This window comes from Stenotrophomonas sp. Marseille-Q4652, assembly GCF_916618915.1.
Classification (GTDB): domain Bacteria; phylum Pseudomonadota; class Gammaproteobacteria; order Xanthomonadales; family Xanthomonadaceae; genus Stenotrophomonas.
This window is the reverse complement of the sequence record NZ_CAKAKE010000001.1, coordinates 554,727-568,572: the sequence shown is the minus strand read 5'-3', so window position 1 is coordinate 568,572 and position 13,846 is coordinate 554,727. Positions and strand designations below refer to the sequence as shown.

13 protein-coding genes are annotated in these 13,846 nt (G+C 68.5%); 4 read left to right on the top strand and 9 right to left on the bottom strand.

Features of this window, described 5'->3' with window-relative positions; all coding sequences use genetic code 11:
* Window position 1: 1 nt before the first annotated feature.
* Together LG380_RS02570 and LG380_RS02565 are read left to right on the top strand one after the other, a co-directional pair.
* Window positions 2-1,348: a dihydroorotase gene (locus LG380_RS02570; RefSeq protein WP_225763467.1), complete on the top strand. Its 1,347-nt coding sequence runs from the start codon at window positions 2-4 to the stop codon at window positions 1,346-1,348.
* On the top strand, window positions 1,348-2,193 hold the full coding sequence (locus LG380_RS02565; protein ID WP_225763466.1) for a M23 family metallopeptidase: 846 nt from the start codon (window positions 1,348-1,350) through the stop codon (window positions 2,191-2,193). The genes LG380_RS02570 and LG380_RS02565 overlap by 1 nt, the downstream gene beginning before the upstream one ends.
* A 337-nt stretch (window positions 2,194-2,530) precedes the next feature.
* On the opposite strand, the gene LG380_RS02560 is transcribed toward LG380_RS02565, so the two are convergent.
* The 5 genes from LG380_RS02560 to efp form a co-directional block, all read right to left on the bottom strand.
* Entirely contained in the window at window positions 2,531-3,211 is a 681-nt protein-coding gene (locus tag LG380_RS02560; protein ID WP_225763465.1) for a squalene/phytoene synthase family protein, read from the bottom strand.
* Window positions 3,212-3,235: 24 nt separating this feature from the next.
* The gene (locus LG380_RS02555; RefSeq protein ID WP_225763464.1) at window positions 3,236-3,925 is read right to left on the bottom strand and encodes a phosphoglycolate phosphatase; all 690 of its coding nucleotides are present in this window, start codon (window positions 3,923-3,925) and stop codon (window positions 3,236-3,238) included.
* Entirely contained in the window at window positions 3,922-4,650 is a 729-nt protein-coding gene (gene ubiG, locus LG380_RS02550; protein ID WP_225763463.1) for a bifunctional 2-polyprenyl-6-hydroxyphenol methylase/3-demethylubiquinol 3-O-methyltransferase UbiG, read from the bottom strand. Before ubiG ends, LG380_RS02555 begins: the two co-directional genes overlap by 4 nt.
* A gap of 50 nt (window positions 4,651-4,700) precedes the next feature.
* A complete protein-coding gene (locus tag LG380_RS02545) occupies window positions 4,701-6,044 on the bottom strand; it encodes a TRZ/ATZ family hydrolase (protein ID WP_225763462.1) in 1,344 nt (447 codons plus the stop codon).
* A gap of 176 nt (window positions 6,045-6,220) precedes the next feature.
* A complete protein-coding gene (efp, locus tag LG380_RS02540) occupies window positions 6,221-6,787 on the bottom strand; it encodes an elongation factor P (RefSeq protein ID WP_225763461.1) in 567 nt (188 codons plus the stop codon).
* 99 nt (window positions 6,788-6,886) lie between these two features.
* Here efp and epmB point away from each other — a divergent pair, with 99 nt between their 5' ends.
* Complete coding sequence (gene epmB / locus LG380_RS02535) at window positions 6,887-7,915, top strand: EF-P beta-lysylation protein EpmB (RefSeq protein WP_225763460.1); 1,029 nt, start codon at window positions 6,887-6,889, stop codon at window positions 7,913-7,915.
* Between the two features lie 33 nt (window positions 7,916-7,948).
* On the opposite strand, the gene LG380_RS02530 is transcribed toward epmB, so the two are convergent.
* The 3 genes from LG380_RS02530 to LG380_RS02520 form a co-directional block, all read right to left on the bottom strand.
* Window positions 7,949-10,084, bottom strand: coding sequence for an EAL domain-containing protein (locus tag LG380_RS02530; RefSeq protein ID WP_225763459.1), 2,136 nt, complete (start codon window positions 10,082-10,084; stop codon window positions 7,949-7,951).
* A complete protein-coding gene (locus LG380_RS02525) occupies window positions 10,081-10,962 on the bottom strand; it encodes a phosphate/phosphite/phosphonate ABC transporter substrate-binding protein (protein WP_225763458.1) in 882 nt (293 codons plus the stop codon). The genes LG380_RS02530 and LG380_RS02525 overlap by 4 nt, the downstream gene beginning before the upstream one ends.
* Before the next feature lie 89 nt (window positions 10,963-11,051).
* Entirely contained in the window at window positions 11,052-11,813 is a 762-nt protein-coding gene (locus LG380_RS02520; RefSeq protein ID WP_225763457.1) for an RNA methyltransferase, read from the bottom strand.
* Window positions 11,814-11,931: 118 nt separating this feature from the next.
* Here LG380_RS02520 and LG380_RS02515 point away from each other — a divergent pair, with 118 nt between their 5' ends.
* Window positions 11,932-12,759 (top strand): inositol monophosphatase family protein, encoded by an 828-nt coding sequence (locus tag LG380_RS02515; protein ID WP_225763456.1) that lies wholly within the window; start codon window positions 11,932-11,934, stop codon window positions 12,757-12,759.
* A gap of 145 nt (window positions 12,760-12,904) precedes the next feature.
* Here the strand turns inward: LG380_RS02515 and htpX are convergent, their stop codons facing one another.
* Entirely contained in the window at window positions 12,905-13,771 is an 867-nt protein-coding gene (gene htpX, locus LG380_RS02510; RefSeq protein WP_225763455.1) for a protease HtpX, read from the bottom strand.
* Window positions 13,772-13,846 lie beyond the last annotated feature (75 nt).

The following is a 13,846-nucleotide window of genomic DNA, read 5'->3' as shown; positions in this document are numbered from 1 at the left end:
GATGCCTTCCACCCTCATCGTCAACGCCCGACTGGTCAACGAAGGCCAGGTTTTAGAAGGCGACCTGCGCATGGAGCAGGGCCGCATTGCCCGGATCGGCAGCGGGCTTTCCGCCCGCGACGGCGAGCAGGTCGTGGATGCCGCCGGCCGCTGGCTGCTGCCGGGGATGATCGATGATCAGGTCCACTTCCGCGAACCGGGCCTGACCCACAAGGGAGACATCGCCACCGAATCGGCCGCGGCCGTGGCCGGCGGGCTGACCACCTTCATGGACATGCCCAACACCAATCCGCCGACGCTCAATGCCGAGGCACTGCAGGCCAAGTACGACGCCGCCGCCGGTCGCGCCCGCGCCAACTACGGCTTCTACATGGGCGCCTCCAACGACAACCTGGAGCACATCCAGAAGCTCGACCCGAAGACCGCGCCGGGCATCAAGGTGTTCATGGGTGCCTCCACCGGCAACATGCTGGTGGACAACCCGGAAACGCTGGACGCGATCTTCCGCGACGCGCCGACGCCGATCATCACCCACTGCGAAGACACGCCGATGATCGACGCGCTGATGAAGGCGTACGTCGAAAAGTACGGCGACAGCCTCAGCGCCGAGCAGCATCCGGACATCCGCTCGCGCGAGGCCTGCCTGAAGTCCTCGCAGCTGGCGGTGTCGCTGGCGAAAAAGCATGGCACCCGCCTGCATGTGCTGCACATCTCCACCGCCGACGAGCTGGCCCTGTTCGAGCGTGGGCCGATGATCCGCGCCGATGGCAGCCGCAAGCAGATCACCGCCGAGACCTGCATCCACTTCCTGCGTTTTGATCGTGCCGACTACGCGCGGCTGGGCAACCTGATCAAGTGCAACCCGGCCATCAAGGACGCCAGCGACCGCGAGGCGCTGACCGCCGCGCTGGTCGAGGACGTGATCGATGTGCTCGCCACCGACCACGCCCCGCACACCTGGGACGAGAAGCAGAAGCCCTACCCACAGGCGCCCTCGGGCCTGCCGCTGGTGCAGTACGCGCTGGTCGCGGCACTGGAGCTGGTGCACGAGGGCAAGCTGGACATCACCCGGGTGGTGCAGAAGTTTGCCCATGCCCCGGCGCAGCTGTTCGATGTCAGCCAGCGCGGTTTCCTTCGCGAGGGCTACTGGGCCGACCTTGTGCTGGTCGAAGACAACGCATTCACCGTCAGGCGCGAGAACGTGCTGTCCAAGTGCGGCTGGTCGCCGTTCGAGGGCATGACGTTCCGCTCGCGCATCGCCTCGACCTGGGTCAACGGCGAACTGGCGTGGGATGGCAACCGCATCGTCGGCGAAGCCAACGGCCAGCGCCTGGCGTTCGACCGCTGATGCGCGTGCTGCTGGTGGCGCTGGCCCTGCTCGGGCCGGCGATGGTTGCGGTTGAAGCGAGCGCACAGGATCCGGTCGGCCAGCTGGTCGACCAGCGCGTGGTGTTCCCGGCCAGCGTGTCGCAGGGCGCGCTGGTGATCGGCAAGGTGCCGGCCGGCAGCCAGGTGCGCCATGCCGGACGCTCGCTGCGGGTCAGCAACTACGGCACGGTGGTGTTTGGGGTGGGTCGCGACGAGGCGGGTCCGCTGCAGGTGCAGGTGCGGCTGGCGGACGGTCGCGAGGAGGCCCGCGCCATCGCGGTGACCCGTCGTGACTGGCCGGTGGAACGGGTCAACGGCGTGCCGCCGAAGACGGTGAACCCGCCGCCGGCGATCGCCGAGCGGATCAAGCGCGAACAGGCGCAGGTCACCGCGGCGCGCAGCCGCGATGACGAGCGCACCGACTTCGCGCAGAGCTTCATCTGGCCGGTGCAGGGCCGCATCAGCGGCCGCTTCGGCAACGCGCGGGTCTACAACGGCCAGCCGGGTGCGGGCCACTCGGGCATGGACATCGCCGCGGCCAACGGCACCCCGGTCAAGGCGCCGGCTGCCGGCGTGGTCACCTTCGCCAACCCCGACCTGTACCTCACCGGCGGCACCCTGCTGCTGGACCACGGCTTTGGCATCAGCTCCAACTTCCTGCACCTGTCGCGGATCGACGTGAAGGTTGGCGACCGCATCGAGCAGGGTCAGGTGATTGGTGCCGTGGGGGCGACCGGGCGGGCCACCGGGCCGCATTTGCACTGGGGGATGAACTGGTTCGATGTCCGCATCGACCCCCTGCTGGTACTTGAGCGCGGCCGCTGAGGCTTCATTGAACAGGCGCGCGGCGGCGCGGTCACATCACCGACACCGAAACTCCTGCATGGCGCGGTTCGATGTCCGCATCGACCTCTGCTGGTACTCGAGCGCGGCCGCTGAGGCTTCATTGCACAGGCGCGCGGCGGCGCGGTCACATCACCGGCACCGAAACTCCTGCCTGGCGCGGTTCGATGTGCGCATCGACCCATTGCTGGTGCTTGAGCGCGGTCGCTGAGACCTGATCGCACGGGCGCAGCGGTCCCCCGTCCTCGCCCATCCCGGAACGACAGCGGCCCGACTGAAACCAGCCGGGCCGCAGGTCGCGAAGGACTGGCCGGATCGATCAGCCGCGCGCGGCCCACCAGCTGCGCAGCAGCATCGCCGCCGGGCTGGGCTGGAATTCACCGCCCTTGAGCCGGGCCTGCAGGCGCGCCCGTGCAAGCGAGGAATACAGCCGGCGCGGACGCGAGCCGGCGACCCGGCCCGGCCAGCCGCCAAGCAGCTGCTGCTGCCACCGGGCCTCGTCGGTGCTTGCCGGCACGGCGGCAATACCGCGCTCCTGTACCCGCTGCGCCAGCATCTGGTCGAGCACCGCCCGGGCGGCAGCCGCCTTGACCGGCACATCGAACACCGCGGCCTCGACCTCGGCCACGGCCTCGGCAAACCCTGCCAGCTGCGCACGCGCCTGGGCCGGATCGGCCGGACGCTCGCGCGCGTCGATCAGCGACGGCAGGCTCTCGGCCAGCTGCGCCCACGGCGCGCGGACCGGCTCGAGCACCCGCCCCAGTGGATGCCGCGAACGCTGCCCGGCCCAGCTTCGCAGCTCCTCACCCCACCAGGCCAGCTTGGCGTCGGACGGAGTCGGGTCGCTGCTGACGTTGAGGATGTCGTCGAATTCCTGCAGCAGGGCGAACCACGCCACCGCGCGGTCGCGATGGGCCGGATCGACGAAGCGCTCGACGAACGCCCACTCGGGCCAGCGTGCCCGCCACTTGTCCACGAAACTGTCCAGCCCACTGCTCACGTCATTACCTCGAAAACGGATGGATCAGACCACGGCCGCGGCGGCCAGCGGCCACGCCTGGACCTGCCAGAGTTGCTGCGGGTACTCGCAGATACGATCGGCCTGCCAGGCCAGCGGGTCATCGCTGTCCAGGCGATAGCCCCACAGCGCGGCCACCGACGGCATGCCAGCGGCACGCGCGGCGAGGATGTCGCGCTCGTCGTCACCGACGTAGACGCAGGCGCCCGGGGCGGTATCGAGCCGGCGCGCGGCTTCCAGCAGGGGCAGCGGATGCGGCTTGCGCTCGGCCAGGGTGTCGCCGCCGATCAGCACCGCGCAGCGCTGCTCCCAGCCCAGCTGCGGCAGGATCAGCCGCGCCAGGTACTCGGGCTTGTTGGTGACGATGCCCCAGCGGCTGCCGGCCTGCTCCAGCGCCTGCAGCAGTTCGGCCACGCCCTCGAACAGGCCGGCGTGCTGGCCGATCAGCGCCTCGTAAGTGCGCAGGAATGCCGGCACCAGCGCTTCGCGCTCGTGGGCCGGCAGGTCGCTGAAGGCTTCGGCCAGCATCGCCCGCGACCCCTTGGAAACTACCGGGCGCAGCTGCTCCAGCGCCATCGGCGACAGGCCACGTGCCTGGCGCATGGCATTGGCGGTGGCGATGAAGTCCGGTGCGCTGTCCAGCAGGGTGCCGTCGAGGTCGAACAGCACCACCGCTGGGTAAGCCGTGGCGGTCACGCCTGGCCCGGCTTGACCGCGTGGGCCAGGTAATTGATGTCGGTGCGCGAGCTCAGCCGTGCGCGGTTGCGCCACGGCTCGTAGGCCATGCCGCTGACGTCCTGCAGCTGCAGGCCGGCCTCGCGCAGCCAGCGTCCGAGTTCGGCCGGCTTGATGAAGTCCTGGTAGTGGTGGGTGCCACGCGGCAGCAACCGGGCGATGTACTCGGCACCGACCACGGCCACCGCGAACGCGGCCGGGGTGCGGTTGATGGTGGACAGGAACAGCTGGCCACCGGGCTTGAGCAGGCGCCGGCAGGCCTCGATGATCGCACCCGGATCGGGCACGTGCTCGAGCATCTCCATGCAGGTGACCACGTCGTAGGCTTCCGGCTGCTCGGCGGCCAGGTCCTCGGCAGCCTGCACCCGGTAGTCGACGGACACGCCACTTTCCAGGCCGTGCAGGCGCGCGACCTTGACCAGTTCCGGGGCCAGGTCGATGGCGGTCACCTCGGCGCCCTCGCGGGCCAGCGCTTCGCTGAGCAGGCCGCCACCGCACCCGATGTCCAGCACCTTGGCACCACGCAGCGGGGCACGGTCGGCGACGTACTTCAGGCGGACCGGGTTGAGCGCATGCAGCGGCTTCTGCGGGCCGTCTGCGTCCCACCAGCGGTTGGCCAGCGCCGCGAACTTGTCCAGTTCGGCCTGATCGTAGTTGGAGGAAACGTTGTCGCTGGACGCATTCATGTCGTGGTTCCTTCTGCGGGCACGCCTTGGCGGCGCGCCCCGGGAGTGTCTCAGGCGCGGACGCTGCGGATGCGGTCGCGCCATTGGCGGGCATTGGCCACCAGCGCGGCGGTATCCATGCCGACCAGCTCGCGCCGCACCAGCTTGGGCTGGCCGGCAATCCACACGTCGCTGACCTGGTGGCGGCCGGCGGCGTACACCAGCTGCGACAGCACGTGGTGCAGCGGCTGGGTTTCCAGCGCCGACAGGTCCACGCAGACCAGGTCGGCCTGCTTGCCGACCTCGATCGAACCGATGCGGTCGCCAAAGCCCAGCGCGCGTGCGCCACCCAGGGTGGCCGCGCGCAAAGTGGTGGCCGCATCCAGCGCGGTGGCGTCGTCGGCCACGGCCTTGGCCAGGATCGCCGCGGTGCGGTTCTCGCTGAACATGTCCAGGTCGTTGTTCGAGGCGCAGCCGTCGGTGCCGATGGCCAGGTTGACGCCGGCCCGCTGCAGCGCGCAGGCCGGGCAGAAGCCAGAGGCCAGCTTGAGGTTGGATTCGGGGCAATGCACCACCGACACCCCGCGCTCGGCGCACAGGTGGATCTCGCCGTCGGTCAGCTGGGTCATGTGGACCGCGATCAGGCGGTCGTTGACCAGGCCCAGGCGGTCCAGCCGCGCCAGCGGGCGCTGACCGTGCAGCTTGATCGAGTCGCTGATTTCCTGGGCGGTCTCGTGGGTATGCAGGTGCACCGGAATGTCGAGCTGGTCGGACAGCATCCGCACCCGCTCGAAGTTCGCATCGGTCACCGTGTACGGCGCATGCGGGGCGAAGGCGGTGCCGATCAGCGCATCGCCGCGCCACTGGTCATGCAGCTCGCCGGCGCGGGAGAAGTATTCGTCGTCGCTCTTGGCCCAGGCGGTCGGGAAGTCGATCACAACCGCGCCGACCAGCGCGCGGAACCCATGCTTCTTGTAGACCGCGGCCTGCACGTCGGGGAAGAAGTAGTTCTCGTTGGCGCAGGTCGTACCACCGCGCAGCATCTCGGCAATCGCCAGGGTGGTGCCGTCGGCCACGAACTCGGGCCCGATCACCGCCGCTTCCACCGGCCAGATGTGCTGCTGCAGCCACACCATCAGCGGCAGGTCGTCGGCGACGCCGCGCAGCAGGGTCATCGGGTTGTGGGTGTGCGCGTTGACCAGGCCAGGCATCAGCGCGGCATCGGGGCGCGAGACGGTCTGGCGCGGCGCGAAGCGCTGGCGCGCCTCGGCGGTGGGCAGCACGGCCACGATCTCCCCGTCCTGCACGGCGACCGCGTGGTCTTCCAGCACCACCGCGTGCGGTTCGATCGGGACAACGTAGCCCGCTTCGATCAGCAGGTCGCAGGATTCGGGGATAGGCGTGGAGTCAGTCATGCAGCGGCCGTGGTCGTGGGGGAAAGTCACCGGGGGCGAGAAGGCGCATGGCCATCATCCGCCTGACGCCGTTCGGCAACCGCACCGGGCCGGGCCCGGGGGAATCCGGTGCCCGCGGGGCGGGCAACCGGGATGCACCGGCATCCGGCATGGCCGGATGCGGCGCTGGCGCGTTCTTACTTGACGCGCGAGACGTATTCACCCGAACGGGTGTCGACCTTGATCACTTCGTCCTGGCCGACGAACAGCGGCACGCGGACCACGGCGCCGGTTTCCAGGGTGGCCGGCTTGCCGCCGCCGCCCGAGGTGTCACCACGCACGCCCGGATCGGTCTCGACGATCTTCAGCTCGACGAAATTCGGCGGCTGCACGGCGATCGGGGTGCCGTTCCACAGGGTCACGACGCAGTCCTCCTCGCCCTTGAGCCACTTCTCGGCGCCGGCCATGCCGGCCTTGTCGGCCTGGACCTGCTCGAAGGTTTCCTGCTGCATGAAGTGCCAGTACTCGCCGTCGCTGTACAGGTACTGCATGTCGGTATCAACGACGTCGGCGCCTTCCACCGAGTCGGTCGACTTCATGGTGATTTCCTGCACGCGGCCGGACTTGATCAGGCGGTAGCGCACGCGGGTGAAGGCCTGGCCCTTGCCCGGCTTGACGTAGTCGGTTTCGTTGATGATCGCCGGTTCGTTGTTGATCAGGATCTTCATCCCGTTCTTGACGTCGTTCATGCCATAAGTGGCCATGCAGTACTCCTGGGGGCAAAACCGCCGCGCGGGGGCGGCCGGCCGGATAGAATGGACAGCCCGCCGCGACTGACGGGCACTTTGTTTTCCTGACCGCCAATGATAACCGCAGCCCCCCTCGCCACTCCAGAACAAGCCATCACGCCCGTTCCCGCGTCGCGCTGGCAGCTCGCATGGCGACAGGCGCTGCGTGATCCGATGGCCCTGCTGGCCCGCTTGCAGCTGGATCCGGCGATGCTGGGCGTCTCGGCCGAGGCACTGGCGCAGTTCCCGATGCGGGTGCCGGAGGCCTTCGTCTCGCGCATGCGCGTGGGCGATGCCAACGACCCGCTGCTGCGCCAGGTGCTGCCGATCGACGACGAAATGCGCCTGGTCGAGGGTTTCTCCCTGGACGCAGTTGGCGACGGTCCGGCCAGGAAGGCCACCGGCGTCATCCAGAAATACCGTGGCCGCGCCCTGCTGGTGACAACCGGCAGTTGCGCGGTGCACTGCCGTTACTGTTTCCGCCGCCACTTCGACTACGCCGCCGAGAACGCCGCGCGTGGCAACTGGCACGAGGCGGTGGCGGCAATCGCGACCGATCCGGACATCGACGAGGTGATCCTCTCCGGCGGCGACCCGCTGTCCCTGGCCACCCACAAGCTGGCGGAGCTGACGGACGCGCTGCGCGCGGTCCCGCACCTGAAGCGGCTGCGCATCCACAGCCGCCTGCCAGTGGTGCTGCCCGAGCGCGTGGACGATGACCTGGTGCGCTGGTTGGCCTCGCTGCCGTGGCCGGTCGCGTTCGTGATCCACGCCAACCACGCCAATGAGTTCGACGCGGCGGTGGACCAGGCCATGGCGCGCCTGCGCGGCGCCGGGGTGCACCTATTGAACCAGGCCGTGCTGCTGCGCGGGGTCAACGACGCCCTGCCCGAGCTGATTGCGCTGAGCGAGCGCAGCTTTGCCGCCGGCGTGCTGCCCTACTACCTGTTCCAGCTGGACCGGGTGCAGGGCGTGGCCCATTTCGAGGTCAGCGACGAACGTGCGCTGGAACTCCACGCCGGGCTGATGGCCCACCTGTCCGGCTACCTGGTGCCCAAGCTGGTGCGCGAGATCGCCGGCGATACCAGCAAGCGCCCGCTGTAACCATCGGGCTGTCGCTGGCCGCGGCACGACGGCTCAGCAGGCCACGTGCTCGCGGGTGATCAGTTGCACCAGGTCGGTCGAGGTCAGCGGCCGGCTCAGCCAGTAGCCCTGGCCCAGGTCGCAGCCGCGCTGGCACAGCAGGTCGAACTGCGCTTCCTGCTCGATGCCCTCGGCCACCACGGTGATGCCCAGCGCATGGGCCATGGCGATGATCGCCGTGGTCAGGGCCAGGTCGTCCGGATCACGCTGCAGGTCGGCGACGAAGCTCTTGTCGATCTTCACGCCGTCGACCGGCACCTGGCGCAGGTGGCTCAGGCCGGAGAAGCCGGTACCGAAATCGTCCAGCCACACCTTCACGCCGGTACGGTGCAGCTTGTCCAGCAGCGCGGCGGCCAGCATCTCGTCACCGATTACCGCGGTCTCGGTCAGCTCCAGGTGCAGGCGCGAAGCCGGCAGCCCGGATTCGCGCAGCACGTCGGCCACCATTTCGGCCAGGTCACCGCCGCGCAACTGCCGCGGCGAGACGTTGACCGACACGAACAGCCCGGAGCCGCCGGCGTACTGCTGCCACTGGCGTGCCTCCATGCAGGCGGCACGCAGCACCTTCGGCCCCAGCGTCTCGATCAGGCCACTCTGCTCGGCCACGTCGATGAACACCGACGGCGGGATCGCGCCCAGTTCCGGGTGCTGCCAGCGCAGCAGGGTCTCCACGCCGACCAGGCTGCGGTCGCGGGTGCGGTAGATCGGCTGGTAGACCAGGTGCAGCTCGCCGCGCTCCCACGCACCGCGCAGCTCCTGCTCCATGTGCACGCGGCGCTCGACCGCATGGTCCATCGCCCGGCTGTAGTAGCGGTAGCAGTTCTTGCCGGCGACCTTGGCCTGGTACATGGCGATGTCGCCGTTCTTCAACAGCGACGTCGCATCGGCGGCATCGTCCGGGAACAGGGTGATGCCGATCGAGGTGCCCAGGAACACCTCGCGCCCCAGCACCGTCAGCGGCCGGCCCAGTTCGCGCACCAGCACTTCGGCCAGCTGCATGGCCGAGGTGGCCACCTCGCCGTCGCTGAGCAGGATCACGAACTCGTCGCCGCCAAAACGCGCCACCAGCGCGTCGTCGCCTCCGGTCTGGGCCACCGCGTCGTTGATGCGCTCGGCGAACTGCAGCAGGGCCTGGTCACCGGCCTCATGGCCCATGGTGTCGTTGACCCGCTTGAAGTCGTCGATGTCGGCAAACAGCAGCGCCAGCCGCTGGCCGGAAGTGCGGGCCGCCATCATCCGGTGGTCCAGCGTCTCGCGGAACGCCAGGCGGTTGGTCAGCCCGGTCAGCGCATCGGTGTAGGCCATGTGCCGCACTTCGCGGTCATGCCGGGCGATGCTCTCGCTCATGCGGCCGAAAGCCTGCACCAGCTCGCCGACCTCGTCGTTGCGGTAGCGCTTGGGCAGGATGATGGCGTAGTCGCCGCCCTCGATCTGGCGCGCGGCGGCGGCCAGCCAGCGGATCGGCTGCACCAGGGTGCGCTGCACGTACACGGCCAGCACCACGCAGATCGCCACCAGCGCCAACAGCATCAGCGCCACCCAGCCCAGGTGGCGCTTGCCGATCGTCTCCAGCCGTTCGCCGAGCAGGACGTTGGCGCGCGACTCCAGGCTGCGGATCTCCTGCAGCGACATGCCGACGCGCACGCCGCCGATGTTCTGGTTGCCGATCCTGATCGGGGCGGAAGTGTCCAGCACCATCGCGCTTTCCTGCACCACCAGCCCATCGGCACCGATGGCAGCCCTGGCGAATGGATCCTGCATCTCGCGGCCATAGCCGGCCACGTCCACCGAGCCGTCGTGGATGAGCCTGCCCTTGGGGTCGTAGACCTGGACGTAGCTCACTATCGGCTGGCTGGCGGTGTTGCGCACCAGCGCACCGATGGTCTCCAGGTCGGAGTAGTACAGCGGGTTGGCCAGGGTATTGGCCAGCTGGGTGGCCAGCGCCTCGCCGCGCGCACGCACGCTGCGGTCGTAAAGCGCGTGGATCACGCTGCCGCTCAGCTCGCGCACCTCGCGCTGCATCGAGGTCTGGCGGCCGAGCATCATCGCCACGATCGCGACCACCACGACCAGGGCGGCGCCCATGCCGAGCAGGTAACGCGCCTGCAGTCCGAATCGAGGGGACTTCATTCGACTTCCATCCGGATCCGCAGCAGCGCGGCCTTGAGGTGGTCCAGGCGCTGGCGGGTGACCGAATCCACCGGGTGGAACCGCGAGGTCCCAAAGAACTTCTCCAGGGCTGGCCGCGCCTTGGGATCATCCGCGGCCTGCAGCAGGACCTGGCGCAGGCGCTCGCGCACCCGCGGTTCGAGGTCGGCCCGCACCATCTCGATCGCACGCGGATAGGGCTCGGTCGTGTGGATGATGCGGAAGTCGCGGCGGAAGGCGGCCGGCACGCTGCGCTCGCGGGACCAGTCGATATCGCTGACCACGCCGGCGTCGACCATGCCCTTGTGCACGTAGGTGGAGATGTTGAGCTCGCTGCGCGCCAGCACGTAGCCCACCGAGTCCCGCGCGGGCGTGTCGCTGGGCGTGAGCAGGATTTCCGGGCGCAGGCCGTGATCGAGCAGCTCCATCGCCGGCACAAGGTAGGCACTGGTGGACAGCGGGCTCTGCAGGGCCAGGGAGCGTCCCTTGAGGTCGGCCAGGCTGCGCAACGGACTTTCGTTGCGCACGAAGAACACGCTGCGGTACTCGCGTTCGCCGTTGCGCTCGGTGAGCAGCAGCGGCTCGGCACCACTGCGCTGTCCCAGCGCCATCGCGGTACCGGCAGTCTCGGTCAGCCAGTCCACCCGGCCGCGGCGCAGGTAACTGGCCATCTGCTGGGCATCCCTGGCCATCAGGATCCGCCCTTCGCGGATCCCGACGTCGGCCATCCTCGGCACGACATAGTCGAGCAGAGGCTGCAGTTGTTCATAGTGGGACTGCGGATCATCGCTGATCCGTCCCAGCACCAGTACCGACGTGCAGCTGGCCTCCCCAGGCACAAGCCACAGCGACAGCAACATCGCTCCCCAAAGCCATCGCAGCACACGCAAAACGGCATCCCCCCGGCAGTTGCAAAAGACTAACCGAAAACCATGTCTCCGGGAGAGCCTCAGCCGCCGTTCTGCCCTGCCAGGCGCGCCATCCGCTGTGCATCGGAAAGGATGCCGCGCAGCAGCCGGACTTCCTGTTCGGTCAGCTCGGCCTTGGCGAACAGCCGGCGCAACTTGCGCATCGCCGACTCCGGGGCACGACCCTTGTGGAAGTCGATGTCATCCAGGGTCTGGCCGAGCTGGCCGAACAGGCCCTCCAGTTGCGCATGGCTGGCCGGTTCCTCGCCAAAACCCGCCGCCGGCGGCGGTGCCGGCTCGGCCGCCAGGGCCAGGTAGGCCATGCGCACTTCGTAGGCCAGCACCTGCACCGCGGCAGCCAGGTTGAGCGAACTGAATTCCGGATCGGACGGGATGTGCACCGCGGCGTGGCACAACTGCAGCTCCTCGTTGGACAGGCCGGTGCGCTCGCGTCCGAACACGAAGGCCACCTCGCCCAGCTCGACGGCCTTGGCCACGGCACGCTGGCCGGCCACTTCCGGCAGCAGCTCCTCCAGTTGCACCCGGCGCGAGCGCGCGGTGCAGCCCAGTACCAGCCAGCAGTCGGCCACGGCCTCGGCCAGGGTGGCCACCACCGGGGCATCGCCCAGCACGTCCTCGGCGCCGGCCGAGCGCCGGTAGGCATCCTCGTCCAGCGGCCGCTCGGGAGCGACCAGGACCAGCCGGGCCAGGCCCATGGTTTTCATCGCGCGGGCGGCGGCGCCGATGTTGCCCGGATGCTGGGTACCGACCAGGACGAAGCGGATGCGTGAAGTAGCAGGCATGAATACGGCGCTAAGGAGACAGACAGCCGTAGATGGTAAACTGCGCGGCCGGCCGATGCGCCGGACCGCTCTTTTCCCCCGCCAGATCCAACCCCAGCCTTCACGGGAGCCTTTCGCCATGCAAAAACCCGCCGTCACCGTCATGGTCAAGGCCGCACGCCTCGCCGGCAACGTCCTGCTGCGCAACATCAACAAGCTCGAGGCGCTGAACGTCGTCCAGAAGGACCGGATGGACTATGCGAGTGAGGTCGACGCGGACGCCGAGAAGGTGATCGTCAAGGAACTCAAGCGCGCCTACCCCGAATACGGCGTGATCGGCGAGGAAACCGGTGTGCAGGGTGCCAACCGCTTCATGTGGGTGATCGACCCGCTGGACGGCACCAGCAACTACCTGCGTGGCTTCCCGCACTATTGCGTGTCCATCGCCCTGGTCGAGAACGGAGAGCCGGTGGATGCAGTGATCTTCGACCCGCTCCGCAATGAACTTTTCACCGCCAGCCGCGGCGCCGGCGCCGTGCTCAACGATCGCAAGATCCGCGTGTCCGACCGCAAGGACCTGGGCGGCGCGATGGTCCACACCGGCTTCGCCCCGCGCGAGCGTGCCCGTGCCAGCTCCCAGCTCAAGTGCGTGGATGCGCTGCTGGTGCAGGCCGAGGACGTGCGCCGTACCGGTTCGGCCGCGCTGGACCTGGCCTACGTGGCCTGCGGCCGTGCCGACGCTTACTTCGAGGCCGGCGTAAAGGCATGGGACATCGCCGCCGGCGCACTCCTGGTTCGCGAGGCCGGCGGCCGCGTCTGTGATTACAAGGGTGCAGCACTGGCCCGCATGGACACCCGCGGCCCGGAGATGCACCAGATCGTGGCCGGCAACATCAAGGTCTCCGACGCGCTGCAGAAGGTCATCGTCAACACCGGCTACGCCGCGGCGTTCGACGCCAAGTTCTGATTGCCCGTTCCATCGCGGGAACACGAAAGGCGCCTCCGGGCGTCTTTTTCGTACCTGCGGACATCCGCCATCTTCCGCCTCCAACCGCCTCCAGAAACGAAAACGCCCGGCGTGGCCGGGCGTTTTCAGCAGTGCAGCGAAGCGATCAGACCTGGGTCGAGGCGCGAAGCGCGGCGATACGCTCTTCCAGCGGCGGATGGCTGAGGAACAGCTTCTTCGCCGCACCGCCGGAGATGCCGAAGGCGGCGATCTGGGTCGGCAGCGTGCTCTGGCCGTGGTTGAGCTTCAGGCGCTCCAGCGCGGCGATCATCTTCTGGCGGCCGGCCAGGTGGGCACCGCCGGCATCGGCGCGGAACTCGCGGCGGCGCGAGAACCACATCGCGATCATCGTCGCGAACAGGCCGAACACCATCTCCAGCGCGAACACGATGATGTAGTAGGCAAAGCCGCGGCCACCGCCCTCGCGGTTACCCGACATCGCGCTGTCGATCACGCCGCCGACCACGCGGGCCAGCACGATCACGAAGGTGTTCAGCACGCCCTGCAGCAGGGCCATGGTGATCATGTCGCCGTTGGCCACGTGGGCGATCTCGTGGCCCAGCACCGCCTCTGCCTCGTCCTCGCTCATGTTGTGCAGCAGGCCGGTGGACACGGCCACCAGTGCGTTGTTGCGGTTGGCGCCGGTGGCGAAGGCGTTGATTTCCGGCGCCTCGTAGACCGCCACTTCCGGCATGCCAATGCCGGCGGCCTTGGCCTGGCGGGCCACGGTATCGACCAGCCAACGCTCGGTCGCGTTGCGCGGCTGGGTGATTACCACCGCGCCGGTGCCACGCTTGGCCATGAACTTGGACAGCAGCAGCGAGATGATCGAGCCACCAAAACCGAAGATTGCGGCCATCACCAGCAATCCGCTCATCTGGCTCGGGTTCACCCCAAGAATCGACATCACGATGCCGGCAAGGATGAGGACGGCGAAGTTGGTCAGCAGGAACAGGCCGATGCGGGAGAACATGGGGTGTGCGTCTCTGGGAATACGAATGCAGTCAGATTTATGGATGCCGATATTGAATTCAAGCGGCAAACTGAC